Source organism: Ruegeria sp. BHSA118, assembly GCF_059613405.1.
Genome location: NZ_JBXWSM010000089.1, coordinates 1 through 14,554, shown reverse-complemented (window position 1 = coordinate 14,554; position 14,554 = coordinate 1). Strand labels below are relative to the sequence as shown.

Sequence of the window (14,554 nt, the reverse complement as noted above, 5' to 3'; positions counted from 1 at the left end):
CTGACGAAAACAAGCCTGGCCCCGTGAGGCAAACCAAGGTGTCCAGCCGACTCTGACACCTGGCGTGCTCATCGATCCATCGTGAAACAATCAGGCGCTATCAGAACCTATCTTTAGAACCACGCAACGATTGTTGCCCATTCGAAAACAGAATTTAAAAGGGAAAATCAAAAACTCGGATACGTTGAACAAGGCGGTCAGCCGCCCTTGTGGAATTAAGATACTCTGTCCGTCTGCACCCTTTGACGCGGTATGTCCTTCTGGTCCCTTGCTTCCGAAAATGAGGGTTGTGGTCCGCTTTGGGCTTGTAGCGGTTTCCGGGTGGGAAAACCACGCAAAAATAACACGATACGCCGTGCGGCAACACAGTCGGGTCGGTTCGGGGAACGTCATGATCTGCAAGACACCTCGCGAAGAACAAGCCTATGAATTTTTCGTGATGGACCGAAGCGATTTATCCCGCTCTTCACCGTGCAGTCAGCCAATGATCCAAGCACATGGTACACAAATACTGTATGGATACAGCATCAGAGAGGGCTTTTGACTCCTCCCTGGCAAGGTGGCACGATTTGACTGATAGCAGCCTGATCCATCAGGCATCATTGATTGACAGGGCATTGCAGCCTATGAGGGCATTCCGGACATTTCCTGCTCTGCTGGCAAAACTTGATAATTGAGAGGCACCATGACACGCAAAGTTACCAAAGCGGTTTTTCCAGTAGCGGGCATGGGAACGCGTTTTTTGCCAGCGACAAAATCCGTTCCAAAAGAAATCATGACGCTGGTGGATCGTCCGCTGGTGCAATACGCAATTGACGAAGCCCGTGCCGCCGGGATCAAGGAGTTCATTTTTGTAACGTCACGCGGGAAGTCCGCGCTGGAAGATTATTTCGACCACAACCTGGTGCTGGAGCAGGAGCTGAAAGCCAAAGGCAAGACCAAGCTTCTGGACGTGCTGAACAAAACCAATATGGAAAGCGGCGCGATCGCTTATATCCGCCAGCACAAGGCGCTGGGACTTGGACACGCGGTCTGGTGCGCCCGGCGGCTGATCGGCGATGAACCATTTGCCGTCATGCTGCCTGACGACGTCATCGCCGCCGACAAACCCTGTCTGCAACAGATGATCGAGGCCTACGAAGACACCGGTGGCAACATGGTCGCGGCGATGGAAGTTCCGAAGGAACAGACCAGCTCCTATGGCGTGCTCGATGTTGGCGACAATATCGGGTCCGTCGTCCCAACCCGAGGCATGGTTGAAAAGCCTGACCCATCAGAAGCGCCATCCAATCTGGCAGTCATCGGCCGTTACGTGCTTCGGCCGTCCGTTTTGAACAACCTCAACGCAAAAAAAACCGGAAGCGGCGGCGAAATCCAGCTGACCGACGCCATCGCCCAGGACATTGCCGCCGGAGTGCCGGCTTACGGCTATAAATTCGACGGTCAGCGTTTTGATTGCGGTTCAAAATCAGGCTTTCTGCAAGCCACCGTTGCCTTTGCACTTGCCCGCGAAGACCTGCGCGATGATCTGAGCCAATATCTGAATGACATTGTCGCCACGGGGAAGGCTGCTCAGTAGCCACAGATTGTTTTACTTGACGAAAAACATGGCAATACTGTCAGTCACCCGTAATTCGAAGGCTCGTGCATGACCAATACAGTCTACCCCGTCATTCTTTGCGGTGGTTCGGGAACACGTTTGTGGCCCCTGTCACGCAAAAGCTATCCCAAGCAATTCGTACCTCTGGTCGGCGAAACAAGCCTGTTGCAGAATTGCGCGGAACGGATGCTGGGCCCTTCTCAGGCACCTTATGCAAAGCCACTTGTTCTGACCAATGAAGCTTTTCGCTTTATTGTCCCTGAACAATTGATGGCCGTCGGAATTGACCCCGGCCCAATTCTGATCGAGCCCGAAGGTCGAAACACCGCCCCCGCTGTTCTTGCCGCAGCCTTGTATCTGGCAGCGCGTGATCCGGATGGCATCATGCTGGTGGCGCCATCTGATCACGTGGTTCCGGACATGGACGCTTTTCATCAAGCCGTTGCCGAAGGCGTACGGGCAATAAGTGAACGGCGCGATCTGGTAACTTTCGGCATCACTCCGACGCACCCGGAAACCGGATACGGCTATCTCAAACTCCGCCACCCGCCGGATTCGACCCAAGCGGCTGTTCCATTGGATCGTTTTGTGGAGAAACCTGACCGGAAAACGGCCGAGGCGATGCTGTCGGATGGCAGCTATCTTTGGAATTCTGGGATCTTCCTGTTTGCAGTTCGCGATATCCTGGCTGCTTTTCAACAGCACGCGAGCGAGCTGATTCCGCCGGTTCAAAAGGCCGTTGCCGAGGCAAAAACGGATTTGGGCTTTCTTCGACTGGATCCGGCGGCATGGGCGGGTGTGGAAGACATTTCAATAGACTACGCAGTGATGGAAAAGGCCCTGAACCTAAGCGTGGTGCCTTATTCCGCTGGCTGGTCCGATGTCGGAAGCTGGACCGCGGTTCAAGAGCTGTCGAACCCCGATGAAGACGGTGTGGCGACCAACGGAGAAGTAACGGCAATCGACTGCCGCAATGCACTGATACGGTCCGAGTCGCCGGCGCAGGAAGTCGTGGCAATGGGTTTAGACAACGTAATTGCCATTGCGATGCCCGATGCGGTTCTGGTCGCGAGCATGGACAAGGCCCAGGACGTGAAACAGGCCGTTGCAGCGCTGAAAGCCAAGGGGGCGAAGCAGGCAGAATCCCTGCCGGTGGATCATCGTCCGTGGGGCTGGTTCGAAAGCCTTGTGATCGGAGACAGGTTTCAGGTCAAACGCATCCATGTTCATCCTGGCGCCTCGCTCAGCCTGCAATCTCACCATCATCGTTCCGAGCATTGGATCGTGGTTGAAGGCACGGCCAAGGTCACCATCGATGATCAGGAGCGTTTGGTAACCGAAAACCAATCCGTCTATATCCCACTGGGAGCGACACACCGAATGGAAAACCCCGGGAAAGTTCCCATGGTTTTGATCGAGGTTCAGACTGGCACCTATCTGGGTGAAGACGACATCATCCGATACGACGACATCTACGCCCGAGACTGATTCTCGGGCATTGCTCTGCACGGGAATAGCATGGGCGGGTTCCCGGCAGACATCAGAATCTTACCAAAATCTTCTCTGGGCGGTCGGCCCGGTCAGACAGGATTGACGCGCTTTTCGGCAGGGTAGCGCGCAACCGAAGCTTCGCACCGACGCCACAGGAGGAACCCCCGTGTCACAAACATCCCCCCGATTGAACCTGCCTTTGCTGCAACCGGCACAGGCGCAAAAACACGTCACCCACAACGAAGCCCTGAGACAGCTCGATCTGGTCGTGCAACTCTCGGTACGGTCAACAGATTCCGGGACACCTCCTGTTGTCCCCGAGCAAGGTGAAGTTCATGCTCTTGGAGCCAACCCGACCGGGGACTGGACAGGACATGCCGGTGAACTTGCTGCCTGGTTGGACAACGCCTGGCATTTCGTGACCCCAGACATTGGCTGGCGCGCCTGGGATGAAGCGGCCGGAGATCTGAAATACTGGACAGGAACAGCCTGGGCCCCCCTGCCAGTCAGCACTCAGAACCTGGACGGAGTCGGGGTTGCGACCAATTCAGACAGTACCAACCGTCTGTCCGTTCGCAGCCCGGCGACCTTGCTGAACCACGAAGGCGGCGGGCATCAGCTGAAGATCAACAAAGCCAGCGCAGGAGATACCGCGTCGCTGTTGTTCCAATCGAACTGGACGGGTCACGCGGAAATGGGACTGTCTGGCAGTACCGGATTTTCCATCAAAGTGTCTCCCGATGGCGGCAATTGGACTGAAGTGATGACCTTTGATCCTGTAGCCGGAACCGTGTCAGGGACAGCTGTTCAGACAGACGCCAGCGATACGACTTCGGGCCGACTGATGCGCGCCGACTATGGATACGGCCCCGGAAACCTTCTTGGAACAGTGACGGAAAACGCAGGTGTTCCGACCGGCGCTGTCATTGAGCGCGGCAGCAACGCCAACGGAGATTATGTGCGGTTTGCCGACGGTACTCAGATCTGCACGGCCACGCTTGCGCCCGTGGCCTGCACCGCTGCTGAGGGTGCTCTTTTCAAAAGCGGCCCAATAACCTGGGATTTCCCGGCTGACTTTTCGACGCCCCCGAACGTGAACGGCACTGGAGGCGTTGCAACCCGGTTTACCGGGTTTGATGCGCCTTCGCCGTCGCAATCGACATTCATTGTCTTCTCGGCGATCTCAGATGCGGCAGCCCTGGCGCCATCCGCCACAGCCATTGGTCGCTGGTTCTGACAGGCAGGGCCGTCTGGATACCGGATCAGGCGGCCAATCCAACAGCAGATCGATTGCAACCGGTTCCGCGCTGTCCCTGCGTCACCGGGTTTGCAGCCCTTCATCACGCCGGAAAAGCAGGATGGTTGCTGGAACTCCAACTAACGGAACGCGGCAAACAACGCAAAAAGGAGGTTTTCAACAACCATCCTTGCGGGATCTACCCGTCTGACGTCTCGTGCCAAGTCTAAACCGAATACAGTTTTCATTTACGATCAATCAGAATCGGTAGGTCGCCCCAATCACCGGCCCGGACTGATGGAACTCGAAATCATTTCCGCCGATCTCATGGTCGAAGGCGATATAGCGATATCCGCCACGGATCACCCATCTGTCATTGATGGCATAATCTGCCGTCAACAGAACCTGCCACGTTTCGCTGTCATTGCGAAAGCCGCCATAATCAATGAACCCGGTTCCGGTCCATTTGTCGGATAGAACGTAACGTATTCTTGCGCCAATGACCGGGTCTACCCAATCGTCGTCAACAACGGTCGTGCGCCCAGGTGCCGAACCGGATATTAGCGTGAAATTGGTTTCGGTGCTGAACCATCTGAAACCACCGGCAATGTCCAGTTGAACCGAAGGATCTTCATAGACCCGATAGGCGACGTACCCGCTGAGGAATTGTGTGGTGAATGATGTGTCGAGAGTGGATCCAGACGGACCGGAACCACTGTTTCTGAAGGATAGATTTGTATAGTTGTAGTCAGCCAGCAGGCTCCAACGCCCATTGGAAGCCGCGAACGCGCCCATAAAGGCGAAATCCAGGTTGCTCAGAGCGTCAGAGAAACTCAACGTGCCGTCCAATGTCCCTGACGGGGTTTCGATAGACGTTTCCGTTTCAGGCATGAAAAGGTAAATCGTCGCTTCCTGGGACCAATCGCTTTGCTGCGCGGAAGCGGTTGTGCCAAACGCCGCAACCAAGGCCAAACCCGCGCCTTTTATTGCCAATTCTGTTCTCATCTCGTCCCTCCAATTTTTCAGATGTAATTCAGCTTATTTGTGATCCAGAACAGGATTTCTGCCAACACACCGATTGCGCCCGCCTTGTTCGCAATCACCAGCGTGGTGCCAGAAGCCCCGAAAGGGAAATCTTCGATATTGATCTGGTCCGGAACTTCGATCAGCACCGGATACCTGGACCCGCCGGCCAGATCGCGCAGTGATGGAAGGCCCGTACGCGAGTCTACAACGCCCTCTGCCGTTCCCACGGGCAAAGGTATGACGGTCCCAGGTATTTCGCCGCCCGGCAGGATTCGCAGCGCAAGGCGGATCTGGTCGCCGACGGAAACGTTTATGCGGCTTGATTGGGGCAAACTTGCGATCAGATGGCGGTCATCGGGGACACCAAAAACGATCGCCCCCTGTGCAATAGATACACGATTTCCGGGACGAAAAGAAACTGCGGTGACAAAGCCGTCTTCAGGCGCGCACGACTGTTTGCTCCAGATGCCAAAGGTCAATAGCGCGATGAAGGATTCAATGCCGGCTTCCGCCGCTGTCAGGTCGGACTGCAAGTGATCTGCCGCAGAACGAGCCGATTCAAGACTGGCCGTCAGCCGGGCGACTTCGATCCGAAAGCGTGTATCGTCGATGCGGAACAGGGGATCCCCTTTCGCGACCCGCTCGTTGGGGCGAACCGAAACGTCAACGACAGTACCAGACACATTGCGGGCAATCTTGGTGGCAACACCCTGCACCGAAACAGGCCCTGTCGGTGTGGTGTGGTTGCGGGCACCGATTACAACCAGTGCAATGATCGCAGCACCCCCATGGACGACAGATTCCCAGTACCGGTTCCATGGAATCAGTCCGAGCCTGGAAAACACCACCCAGATCACTCCGAAATAGAGACCTAAGACAATAAGCATATGTTTACTCCATTGCGCAAAGCTGTTGATACCAGCGGGGCGCAATATTGGTTTCGAATGCGGCTAAGAAGTACGCCAACGCTTGCCCTACTCGCGTGTCGGTTTCGCGGCCGCGCATTTCTGTGGACGCGCGTGGCCTTGCTTCATTGTTGCGCCGACGATCGTTTGACCATGAAAGCCTCGACTGCCTGTTGCGTTTCCGGCTCGTCACGCCCGGCCCGCGTGTTGTCCAGCGGGATCATCGGCCAATACTGAAGGAAAAACGGCTCTGTACCACCGGCCAAGCGTTCCAGTTCACTCAGGGTTTTGTCCTGAAAAGCTTGGTTTATCTCGTCATATTTGGCTGCGTTCCAACGCTCACCCGGTTCCATTCGGATTTCACGGATGGGTCCGCCGGCTTTTCCTTCGATCACCGTGGCCATGGCCGATGCGTCGGGACGGAACCAGTTGTCGATGGTGTAATCGTCGTCAAAATCTGCGATACCTACCGAAACCTGCTCGCGGATTGCATCGTCATTGAATACCGTCAAGTGACCCTGTTGATGAACGGCGTGCTGCGCATAGTCGAACCCCTGGTGCATTGCCCAGCTCTCGGCAATGTCACCCATGTGCCACTTCCCGACATGCGAGGTTGCATATCCTTCGGCCTTCAGAACCTCGGCAAGCGACACTTCCTCTTTGGGCAGACCGAAACCGGCGATGTCGACGGTCGTATCACCCATTCCGATCCGAACCGGCAGACGACCGGTCGTCTGGGCCACGCGGGTCGGGGTGCAGGATGGCTCGGTATACATGCGCACCATGCGCATCGCTTCGTCAGAAAAATTGTTGATGTTCGGGGGGTTGCCGCCGTTTTCGTCACGAAATGCCGCGAAAACCCGATCAATGGCGGTATCATCCTGTTCCCAGGCATCCTTGTTCTGAGCCTGAACGATACAAAACTCGGAATCATGCGCAATGGGTGCATTCTGCGCGTAGGCAGGTGCGCTGATCGCCAGAGAACCCAGAAAAAACAACTTGAGATCCATTTCTTCAGGTATCTTTTTTCCTTGGGTTTTCTTCTTGTTCCAGACCCTGTGCGATAAGATCGTGGGCGACACCGAAAAGGGTCTGGCCGGTTGCATACGCACGACGCGTAAGCCTGTGACGCTGAGAGGGTGCAAGAAGGGTCACGATCCGTTCGTGACCTCAGTTCTGCTTTTGGAAGCGGAGGACGACCACGTTTGGGCGAGGCAAGCGGATCGGGCAAATTCATTTGAACATATTCCTATGTTTCGACCAAGCTTTTCATGCAAACTACAGGGGAGTTATTTTGCACCGCATCAAAAAATCGACAAACCAAGACTTGGCCCTGCCCGAAGCGCCCCGGTTTTTTTTGCGGCCACTTTCCGGGATCCGAACCAGATCGCCGCAATATCCAAATCGGATATGGATTTCCGTCAGATCGAAGACGGCAAAATGCAGGCGGATTTCAAGGTCAGATCCGGCCCGCTTATTTCCGTTATGAAGTTTGGTTTCTCGCGGCGTGTGCACCAGATCGGCGCGTTTTAGTTACCTGCAACGCCACCTGATCGCTCGGCTGCGATTCTGAACGACATTCAGGCTTTGTTGGCGAACCCAAATTCTTCAGAACAGGGCGAAACCCATTTGATCGAACAGATACTGCGGATCGCTTTGGGGGGCGGGGCGGATCGCAGGGAACCGCGGATAAACCGAAAAGCTCTGGCACTTGCTGCGGCCATTGATCGGATGACGGCAACCCCGGACGAAAACGTCCCCATCAGCGAGATCTGCGGGGATATCAGTGTGTCATTGCGCATATTGGAACGCGCGTTCAATGAAAAATTCGGTGTCGGCCCAAAGGCCTATTACACAAGGCTCGGCCTTAACAGGGTTCGTAGCCTGCTTGCAGAGCAAGGCAACGAAATGTCAATTTCTGACGCCGCAAATCGATATGGTTTTTGGCATATCGGGCAGTTCTCACAAGATTACAGAAAGTGTTTCGGCGAATTGCCGTCGGCCACTGTCGATTGAAAACACTGGGCTTTGTGCTGTTTGTGACCATGGCCTTTCATGGAAGCAAATTCGAAACAGCGCAAAAGCTAAGCTGGTCAGGCTCAGGCCGTATTCATTTTCAGGCCCATATGCCGTCATGAATTACACCATCTTGCTCAACTCTCACGACTTCGCCACGGTTCAAAAGCCGCTGACGCGTTCTATCAGCCAGTACATTGACACTGACCCGATCCCATACGCGGTCAAGACCGTGGCCTGTTTGCCAACCGGAAGCGCGATCAGCCGCCAGATCGCCATTGAAAGGGCCAAGGCAGCAATAAAACTCAGCTGCCCGGCTTCGACACCGAGGTTGAAGGCCAGCAATGCCGCGGGAATGTCGTCAGGTGGCAACCCGATATCTGCCAATGCCCCTGCAAATCCTAGCCCGTGCAACAGCCCGAACCCGAAGCATACGATCCAAGGTTTCTGCTTTGAAAGCCGGAACCGTCCTTCGCCGCCTTTGACGATCTCCATCGCCAGAAAAACGATGGACAGTGCGATAACAGCCTCGACCGGTGGTCCGGGAACATTCAAAACACCCATCGTTGCCAGCGCCAGGGTTATTGAATGCGCAAGTGTGAACGCTGTTACGGCTCCGACAAGTTTCCATGGGTCGCGGACCAGAACAAACAGCGCGAAGACAAACAGAAGGTGATCCCAACCTTCCAATATGTGTTCAAACCCCAACCGGGAGTATGCGGCAAACACTGACCACGTCGACTGTTCAGAAGGTATGACTTGGACAGTGTTGTCCGGTGTAAAACGAAGGGTAGCAGGTTGAGCATCAACGGGATGCACACGCGCCAGCACGTCGTTTCTTTGAGTCTCAAGGCCTTCAATGGCAATGGGTTGGCCCGCGATATCCGCCTGGCATTCGACGACCCAGGATGCAACCCACCCTCGACCGTCGGAAATGGGATCCGGGCCACGCGCCGGCGTGCAGCCTTCTGGCAAAATTGCGTCAATCGCCATCGGTTGGCCATTCACGTCGGGCTTTCGCCAATGAACGCTCCAGGTGTCAGAGGCAATTTGGCGAATTTCCAGATATCCCGGATCAAGCGCGTGCGCAGCGGCGAAATTTGCAGGCCACACAAACAGCAGCGCAAACAGGAAGCAGATCAAAGCTCTCATTTGACCGGGCCCGAAAGATCAGGGGTCACAATCTCGTATTTTTCGGCCAGAGTCTCGTATTGCGCTTGCGCCAGATCTTCACTCATCGCGCGGCGCCAGTCCCGCAGCACCGTATTGTGAATTTCAGCAAGTGGCGGTGTTCGACTGGGCTCGACAGCAACGACCTCGACAATGTGGATACCGTAACCTGACCGGATCGGACCCGTCCACTGGCCTGTTTCGACCTCTGTGATGCTTTGCGAAAACCCTCCTCCAAAGACCGACTCGACAACCCGCGTCGCGGACAATGGCATGGACGCCGGCAGCAAAGTTGAACCGCCCAGATCTGAAATGTCTTGCCTGGCGCGCAGGGTGGCCAATGCGTTCTCAATTTCGGCCTCTTCGGGCTCCTCTCCAAGAAAGACCTGATTAAAGGCCACCATGGCAGGCGTTGCATAGCGTTCCGCGTTTTCCTGAAGAAAAACCTCCAGATCTTCGTCTTTCGGAACGATGGAAGTGGCAATGGCTTCGGTCAGATAATCCATTTTTTGGCTCAACCGGGTCCTAATCAAGGGATCTCCGCGATCCAGACCAAGTTGTCTAGCCTCTCTGACCAGAACCTCTTCACGAATGGATGCGTCGACCAAAGCCTTCAGTTCCGCATCGCTTGGAGGGCGTTTCCACTGCGCTTCGAAACGAGCGGACAAAAGCGCAACGTCATCTTGGTCGAGTATTATTTTCTCAAGATCTTCAACGCTCTCGCTTTCCGGCGCTACGATATGGAACCAAACAAAAATTGCCGCCCCGATCACAAAAAAATGGAACAGAGGTTCTTTCAGTACTCGCATCAAGCCTCCTGCGTGAGACGTGGTCAGATTGTTTGTTCAGATGTTGGCATCATCGGGTCGGGTTTTGCACGATGAATCCCTCTGCATGTTGCAGCAACGCGGAGGGCGCACCGCGGTAGGGTCACTGACGCGGCTTGTGTTCCGATCGCAGAACGGATCACTCTGCCGGTGTGTACCAGATCGGGGACGAATAGGCGCGTTCCTGATGCGTAAGCACTGCATCCTCGGGCAATTCGATACCATATCTCAACTTGTCGTACAGGATCCAACGCGGCGTTGGGATTTCGATGGCGCGGACGTAATAAAACGCGCGTGCATTCGGATCGAAATCCGGGTCTGACCATACGGTGACAAGTTCGGCCGTTCCGATTGTGTTGGTCCAGCTGGCGGTATCCACGTCCACAGTGTTTCCAACCGCAGGGACCTTGCCGTTTTGATCGACATCTCGGTTATCCGACCATGCCACGTCATAGACCTTTTCCTGCAAGGCACCTTCAGAATCGAGCCATCCCTTTATCACTTGAACTCGGTCCAGATTGGCACCAACAGGGTCGCGCAGAGCGGCGATCAGAAAGCTTGGCGCAACCTCACCTTCGCGCGGGCGCAGGTCCGAACCCATTGGCACCCCTTTGGTATAGCCAACATTGGCAAGGAAACGGGTTTCAACATCAGCTTCACTGAAATCCCATCCGCCAAAGAACCGCAGACCAATCCTTGGCCCGGTCGTTGCATAGGTTTCGCGGCGCTTGAACGCGTCAAAGATCGCCGCGCGTGTATTCTCGGTGGCCCAGACGGCCGTGTATCCGGAGGCGACAAGCAGGTCGCCGGGAATTTCACCAAGGTCATTGGCTATGAACGGATGCTTGATACGCGAGGCTGAGGGCTCGACGCTGACGGATTTTCCAAAGAAATTGTCTTCTTCGGCAGTGGCCAGAGAGGTATGGCTGTCCGTCGCACCCCCCATGCCGAATTTATAGGGGTTCACGCCAAACTTTTCTTCCAGCATCAATCCGCGTTTCAATGCCTCTCGGGCGTATTCTCCGGCCAGCATGTCATCGGTTTTCAACTCGGTTATGTCCAGATTGCCGACGTCCCAGTTTTCATAATCCGCAAATTCATCATCCGGGCTCAGGAAAGGATGCGCTTCACCGTCGCCCTTTATCTGGGTGACTTCGTAATGGGGCTCCCATTTTGCGCGGGCCGCGACATATTCCTCGTCAACCTTGCCGCCGTGATACGTGTCTTCGGTTGGGAACATCCACCCGTTCGACAGGTTCCCGTTATGGGCAAAGGCAACTGCACGCCCGCCCGTTTTTTCCTGATACTCTTCAAGCCAGGCGTACAGCGCCTTTGGATCCGTATCACCGTAAGGCGGCTGCGTGACCGGCGGCACCATTTGAAGCGCCCTGATTGGCCCATCGCGCAGCATGACATTGCGGTGCAAGTTGAACCCTTTCGGTACCGAGGTCCATTCAAAGCCGATGAAAGCGGTAAAAGTACCGGGGTCATTGTGCCGCTCTGCCGCCAGAACGATGCTTTCCCAGGTAAAGGCAAATGCATCGGCACCGGGGCTGTAGGATTCCAACAGGATTTCCGGCAGTGTCATTTGCGAAAAATTGGTGATGATGTCGAAAGCCGCTTTACCGGCTTCTTCCCCGCCGGCCTTGTACCCTTCGTACCACTCCAGTCCTTTCGGATCAGAAAGAACGCCCGGTTTGCCAGCCTGCAAATCCGGCGCGAACCCCATCAGGTCCGTGTGATCCGTGAGAACCATCCAATCCAATGGTCGTGACAGTCTTACTGGCTGACCCGTCGAAGAAATGACCTGCTCACCCTTGGCGAACCGCCACGCCTCATCCGGCAGCAAGGTGTTCCCGAAAGCACCCGCATCCAGCGAAAGCCCGGTGTGAAGGTGAGTGTCCCCCCATAGCGGACGTTCAGGAAATGTGCGTTGGGCGTAAGGGGAATACGGCTGATCGGAAAACAATCCCTCGGCAGCATCTTCGCTGGGTACGGCGTCGGCGACCGCAACAGCAGGGACCAATACGAGTGACATTACGCAAGCAGATATCCGAAACAATGTGACCTCCCGATTCAGGAATAATCAGAGGTGCCGGCGGCTTCATTGTGCCGACATAATATTCCCATTTTCTTATATCACATTTTGTCGACAAAAGGGTTTTTTAATCTGAGAACTGCAAACCCGCGCAATCCGGAAACTCGGCGAAAGCCCCTGGGGCGATCGCGACCCGTGTCCTACTGGCAAGACCCGTCGGGTCATCTTATCTGATAGTAGAAAGAAAGTTTCCGGCTGACGCCCCCCGGCGGGCGCGGGAAAGGTGCGGCGGTTCGAACCTGTTCTTTGGCTGCCCGCTCTATTTCCGGCGAGCCAGAGCTTTCGACGACATCAACCCAGGCCAACGAACCATCCGGGTCAATCTGAAAAAACACCCGCGCATAGCCACGGCCAGCAACGTAAACCACCGGTGCCCGATTCAGATGAACAAGAACCTGACCTGCATAGTTCGTGGTGTCCGAATTTCCCGGCCCCCGCCCGCCCGAACGGGTGCCGCCCCGGTTTTGTCGGAAGGCGTCGACACCCTCTCTTTGATACGTCGTCAGAGGTGATTCAATCGTCTGTTCCGGAAATCTCAGAGCATCAAAATTGCTTGACGGATCCAACGCACCCCGCAGGGTGGGTTGCGGGCGTCGGTCTGGAAGGCGAGGCCGCAATGACGTGGCTACGGCCTGTTCGGATCCATCCACGCTTGCATCGGGAACGGTCAGTTCGGCGTCGTCATCCAGAGGTTCCGACGCTTCTTCCGGTATCACAGGTTCAAGTGGGGACGTGTTTTCCGGAACAACCGGAGCAACCTCGACCGGTAACGCGGCGATCTGTTGCCGTTCCTCGGACACCGGTTCTTCGGCAGAAGAAGGCTCAACCGGATCGACCGCCTCTTCTATCGGCACCTCGGGTGTTTCGGCCAACGCTTCGGGCCTTGCCGACGCAGCGCCTTCAGCTTCGGCGGCTTCGCCTTCGTCCTCCAGGTTCTGGTCTACAGGGTCCACGACAACCTCATCCGGCGCCCTCGGCTGGATAATCGTTGATTTCCCGGTGTCGGGCGTGAACGTCTCTTGCGGGTTCGGCGAGGCCACGCGGGCATCACTTGTCGGAACTTCTGCCTCCTGCGGCTGGGTTGGCGGTTCCACCGGAGGGGTTGGCGGTTCATCCGGCGCGGGCGGCACGGGTTCGATCCTGGTATCGGCCAGCTCTTCGAACGCGTTGCTGAGTTCGATCGTGTCGGTACCACTTTCCCCGGAAGCCGGATCTGACAAATCAGGTACCGTGACAATCAGGCCGATCAGATGCACCAATACGGAAATCGAAATTGCAATGATTGCAACAGAAATGGACCGCCTGATCATTCGAGGGCCTGTTCGGTCACCAGAAAAACCGTTGGCGCACCCAACCGACGCAAATTGCTGGTGATCTCCATCAATCGAGAGGCCGGCGCATTCCTGTCCGGAACGATCCGCACGGGCCCCGAGTCATGCGCGGCCATGAAAGCTTCTGCCTCGATCGGATTGCCCCGAAAACTCAATGTCCCGTCCCGATGAAGAACAAGCGCATCCGGCGGCTCGCGACCGTCAAGATCTGCAGTATTCACCAGATCCAGATCGGGATCCAATGGCGGCGCAATCGTACCCGTAATCAGAAAAAAGATCAGGATCAGAAAGACGACATTGATCAGCGGAATTGTGGAATCACGATTTCGACCGGGTCGGATGTAACGGATCATTGCCTCACTCCAACACCCTGACCGTCAAACCTTCGCGCCCGCGCAATGGCACAAGCAGGTCCACAAGACGTTGCGCAGTTGTCCCGGGATCAAGGCTTACCAGCACCTGACCGGCTTGGACCTGATTGAACAATTCCTCAAGCGAAAGGGATTGGCCGTTCAGGACAACACGTGAAGGGCCAAGTTGCACGAAAAGGCGCTCGGGCGGCGCAGCGTCGGCATTCCCGCCGGTGGACGCGCTGCTCAACTCGATCTCGCTGAATCGCGAAAACGTTGAGGACAGCATGAAAAACAGCAAAAGCAGAAAGATCACGTCGATCAGAGGCGTCATCGACATGCGCCGCCGCACAAAAGGCGCAGTGTTACGCATGTTCTGGGGCGACCGGGACCTGTGCCGCCGCCTCTGAGCTTTGGATGGAATGACCGGGAACCAGAACCGTACGCAAAGCCTTGTCCGCAAAAACACGCTCGCGTGCGGTTCGACTTTCAAGCCAGGACAA

At 55.7% G+C, this 14,554-nt stretch carries 14 protein-coding genes; 5 read left to right on the top strand and 9 right to left on the bottom strand.

Going from position 1 to position 14,554, the window contains the following annotated elements; all coding sequences use genetic code 11:
* Nucleotides 1-685 precede the first annotated feature (685 nt).
* From galU to AC2FNN_RS19400, 3 genes are all read left to right on the top strand, one after another.
* Entirely contained in the window at nt 686-1,579 is an 894-nt protein-coding gene (galU, locus tag AC2FNN_RS19410; protein WP_496760087.1) for a UTP--glucose-1-phosphate uridylyltransferase GalU, read from the top strand.
* Between the two features lie 69 nt (nt 1,580-1,648).
* Nucleotides 1,649-3,088: a mannose-1-phosphate guanylyltransferase/mannose-6-phosphate isomerase gene (locus AC2FNN_RS19405; RefSeq protein ID WP_496760086.1), complete on the top strand. Its 1,440-nt coding sequence runs from the start codon at nt 1,649-1,651 to the stop codon at nt 3,086-3,088.
* 169 nt (nt 3,089-3,257) lie between these two features.
* A complete protein-coding gene (locus AC2FNN_RS19400; RefSeq protein WP_496760085.1) occupies nt 3,258-4,328 on the top strand; it encodes a DUF2793 domain-containing protein in 1,071 nt (356 codons plus the stop codon).
* Nucleotides 4,329-4,586: 258 nt separating this feature from the next.
* Here the strand turns inward: AC2FNN_RS19400 and AC2FNN_RS19395 are convergent, their stop codons facing one another.
* The 3 genes from AC2FNN_RS19395 to AC2FNN_RS19385 all read right to left on the bottom strand — a co-directional run bounded on the left by AC2FNN_RS19395 (nt 4,587) and on the right by AC2FNN_RS19385 (nt 7,269).
* On the bottom strand, nt 4,587-5,333 hold the full coding sequence (locus tag AC2FNN_RS19395; RefSeq protein WP_496760084.1) for an outer membrane protein: 747 nt from the start codon (nt 5,331-5,333) through the stop codon (nt 4,587-4,589).
* Between the two features lie 17 nt (nt 5,334-5,350).
* Nucleotides 5,351-6,241, bottom strand: coding sequence for an HlyD family secretion protein (locus AC2FNN_RS19390; protein ID WP_496760083.1), 891 nt, complete (start codon nt 6,239-6,241; stop codon nt 5,351-5,353).
* A 143-nt stretch (nt 6,242-6,384) separates the two neighbouring features.
* Entirely contained in the window at nt 6,385-7,269 is an 885-nt protein-coding gene (locus AC2FNN_RS19385) for a sulfatase-like hydrolase/transferase (protein ID WP_496760082.1), read from the bottom strand.
* Nucleotides 7,270-7,330: 61 nt separating this feature from the next.
* Between AC2FNN_RS19385 and AC2FNN_RS19380 the strand changes: the two genes are divergently transcribed.
* Entirely contained in the window at nt 7,331-7,792 is a 462-nt protein-coding gene (locus tag AC2FNN_RS19380) for a hypothetical protein (RefSeq protein WP_496760081.1), read from the top strand.
* 198 nt (nt 7,793-7,990) lie between these two features.
* Nucleotides 7,991-8,275, top strand: a complete 285-nt coding sequence (locus AC2FNN_RS19375; protein WP_496760080.1) for a helix-turn-helix domain-containing protein — start codon at nt 7,991-7,993, stop codon at nt 8,273-8,275.
* A 162-nt stretch (nt 8,276-8,437) separates the two neighbouring features.
* Here AC2FNN_RS19375 and AC2FNN_RS19370 read toward each other — a convergent pair whose 3' ends face one another.
* From AC2FNN_RS19370 to AC2FNN_RS19345, 6 genes are all read right to left on the bottom strand, one after another.
* The gene (locus AC2FNN_RS19370; protein WP_496760079.1) at nt 8,438-9,427 is read right to left on the bottom strand and encodes a HupE/UreJ family protein; all 990 of its coding nucleotides are present in this window, start codon (nt 9,425-9,427) and stop codon (nt 8,438-8,440) included.
* On the bottom strand, nt 9,424-10,254 hold the full coding sequence (locus tag AC2FNN_RS19365) for a peptidyl-prolyl cis-trans isomerase (RefSeq protein WP_496760078.1): 831 nt from the start codon (nt 10,252-10,254) through the stop codon (nt 9,424-9,426). Before AC2FNN_RS19365 ends, AC2FNN_RS19370 begins: the two co-directional genes overlap by 4 nt.
* A gap of 157 nt (nt 10,255-10,411) precedes the next feature.
* A complete protein-coding gene (locus tag AC2FNN_RS19360) occupies nt 10,412-12,310 on the bottom strand; it encodes a DUF3604 domain-containing protein (RefSeq protein ID WP_496760077.1) in 1,899 nt (632 codons plus the stop codon).
* 221 nt (nt 12,311-12,531) lie between these two features.
* On the bottom strand, nt 12,532-13,680 hold the full coding sequence (locus AC2FNN_RS19355; protein WP_496760076.1) for an energy transducer TonB family protein: 1,149 nt from the start codon (nt 13,678-13,680) through the stop codon (nt 12,532-12,534).
* Nucleotides 13,677-14,054 (bottom strand): ExbD/TolR family protein, encoded by a 378-nt coding sequence (locus AC2FNN_RS19350; protein ID WP_496760075.1) that lies wholly within the window; start codon nt 14,052-14,054, stop codon nt 13,677-13,679. The genes AC2FNN_RS19355 and AC2FNN_RS19350 overlap by 4 nt, the downstream gene beginning before the upstream one ends.
* A gap of 4 nt (nt 14,055-14,058) precedes the next feature.
* Complete coding sequence (locus tag AC2FNN_RS19345; protein WP_496760074.1) at nt 14,059-14,391, bottom strand: ExbD/TolR family protein; 333 nt, start codon at nt 14,389-14,391, stop codon at nt 14,059-14,061.
* Between the last annotated feature and the right edge of the window lie 163 nt (nt 14,392-14,554).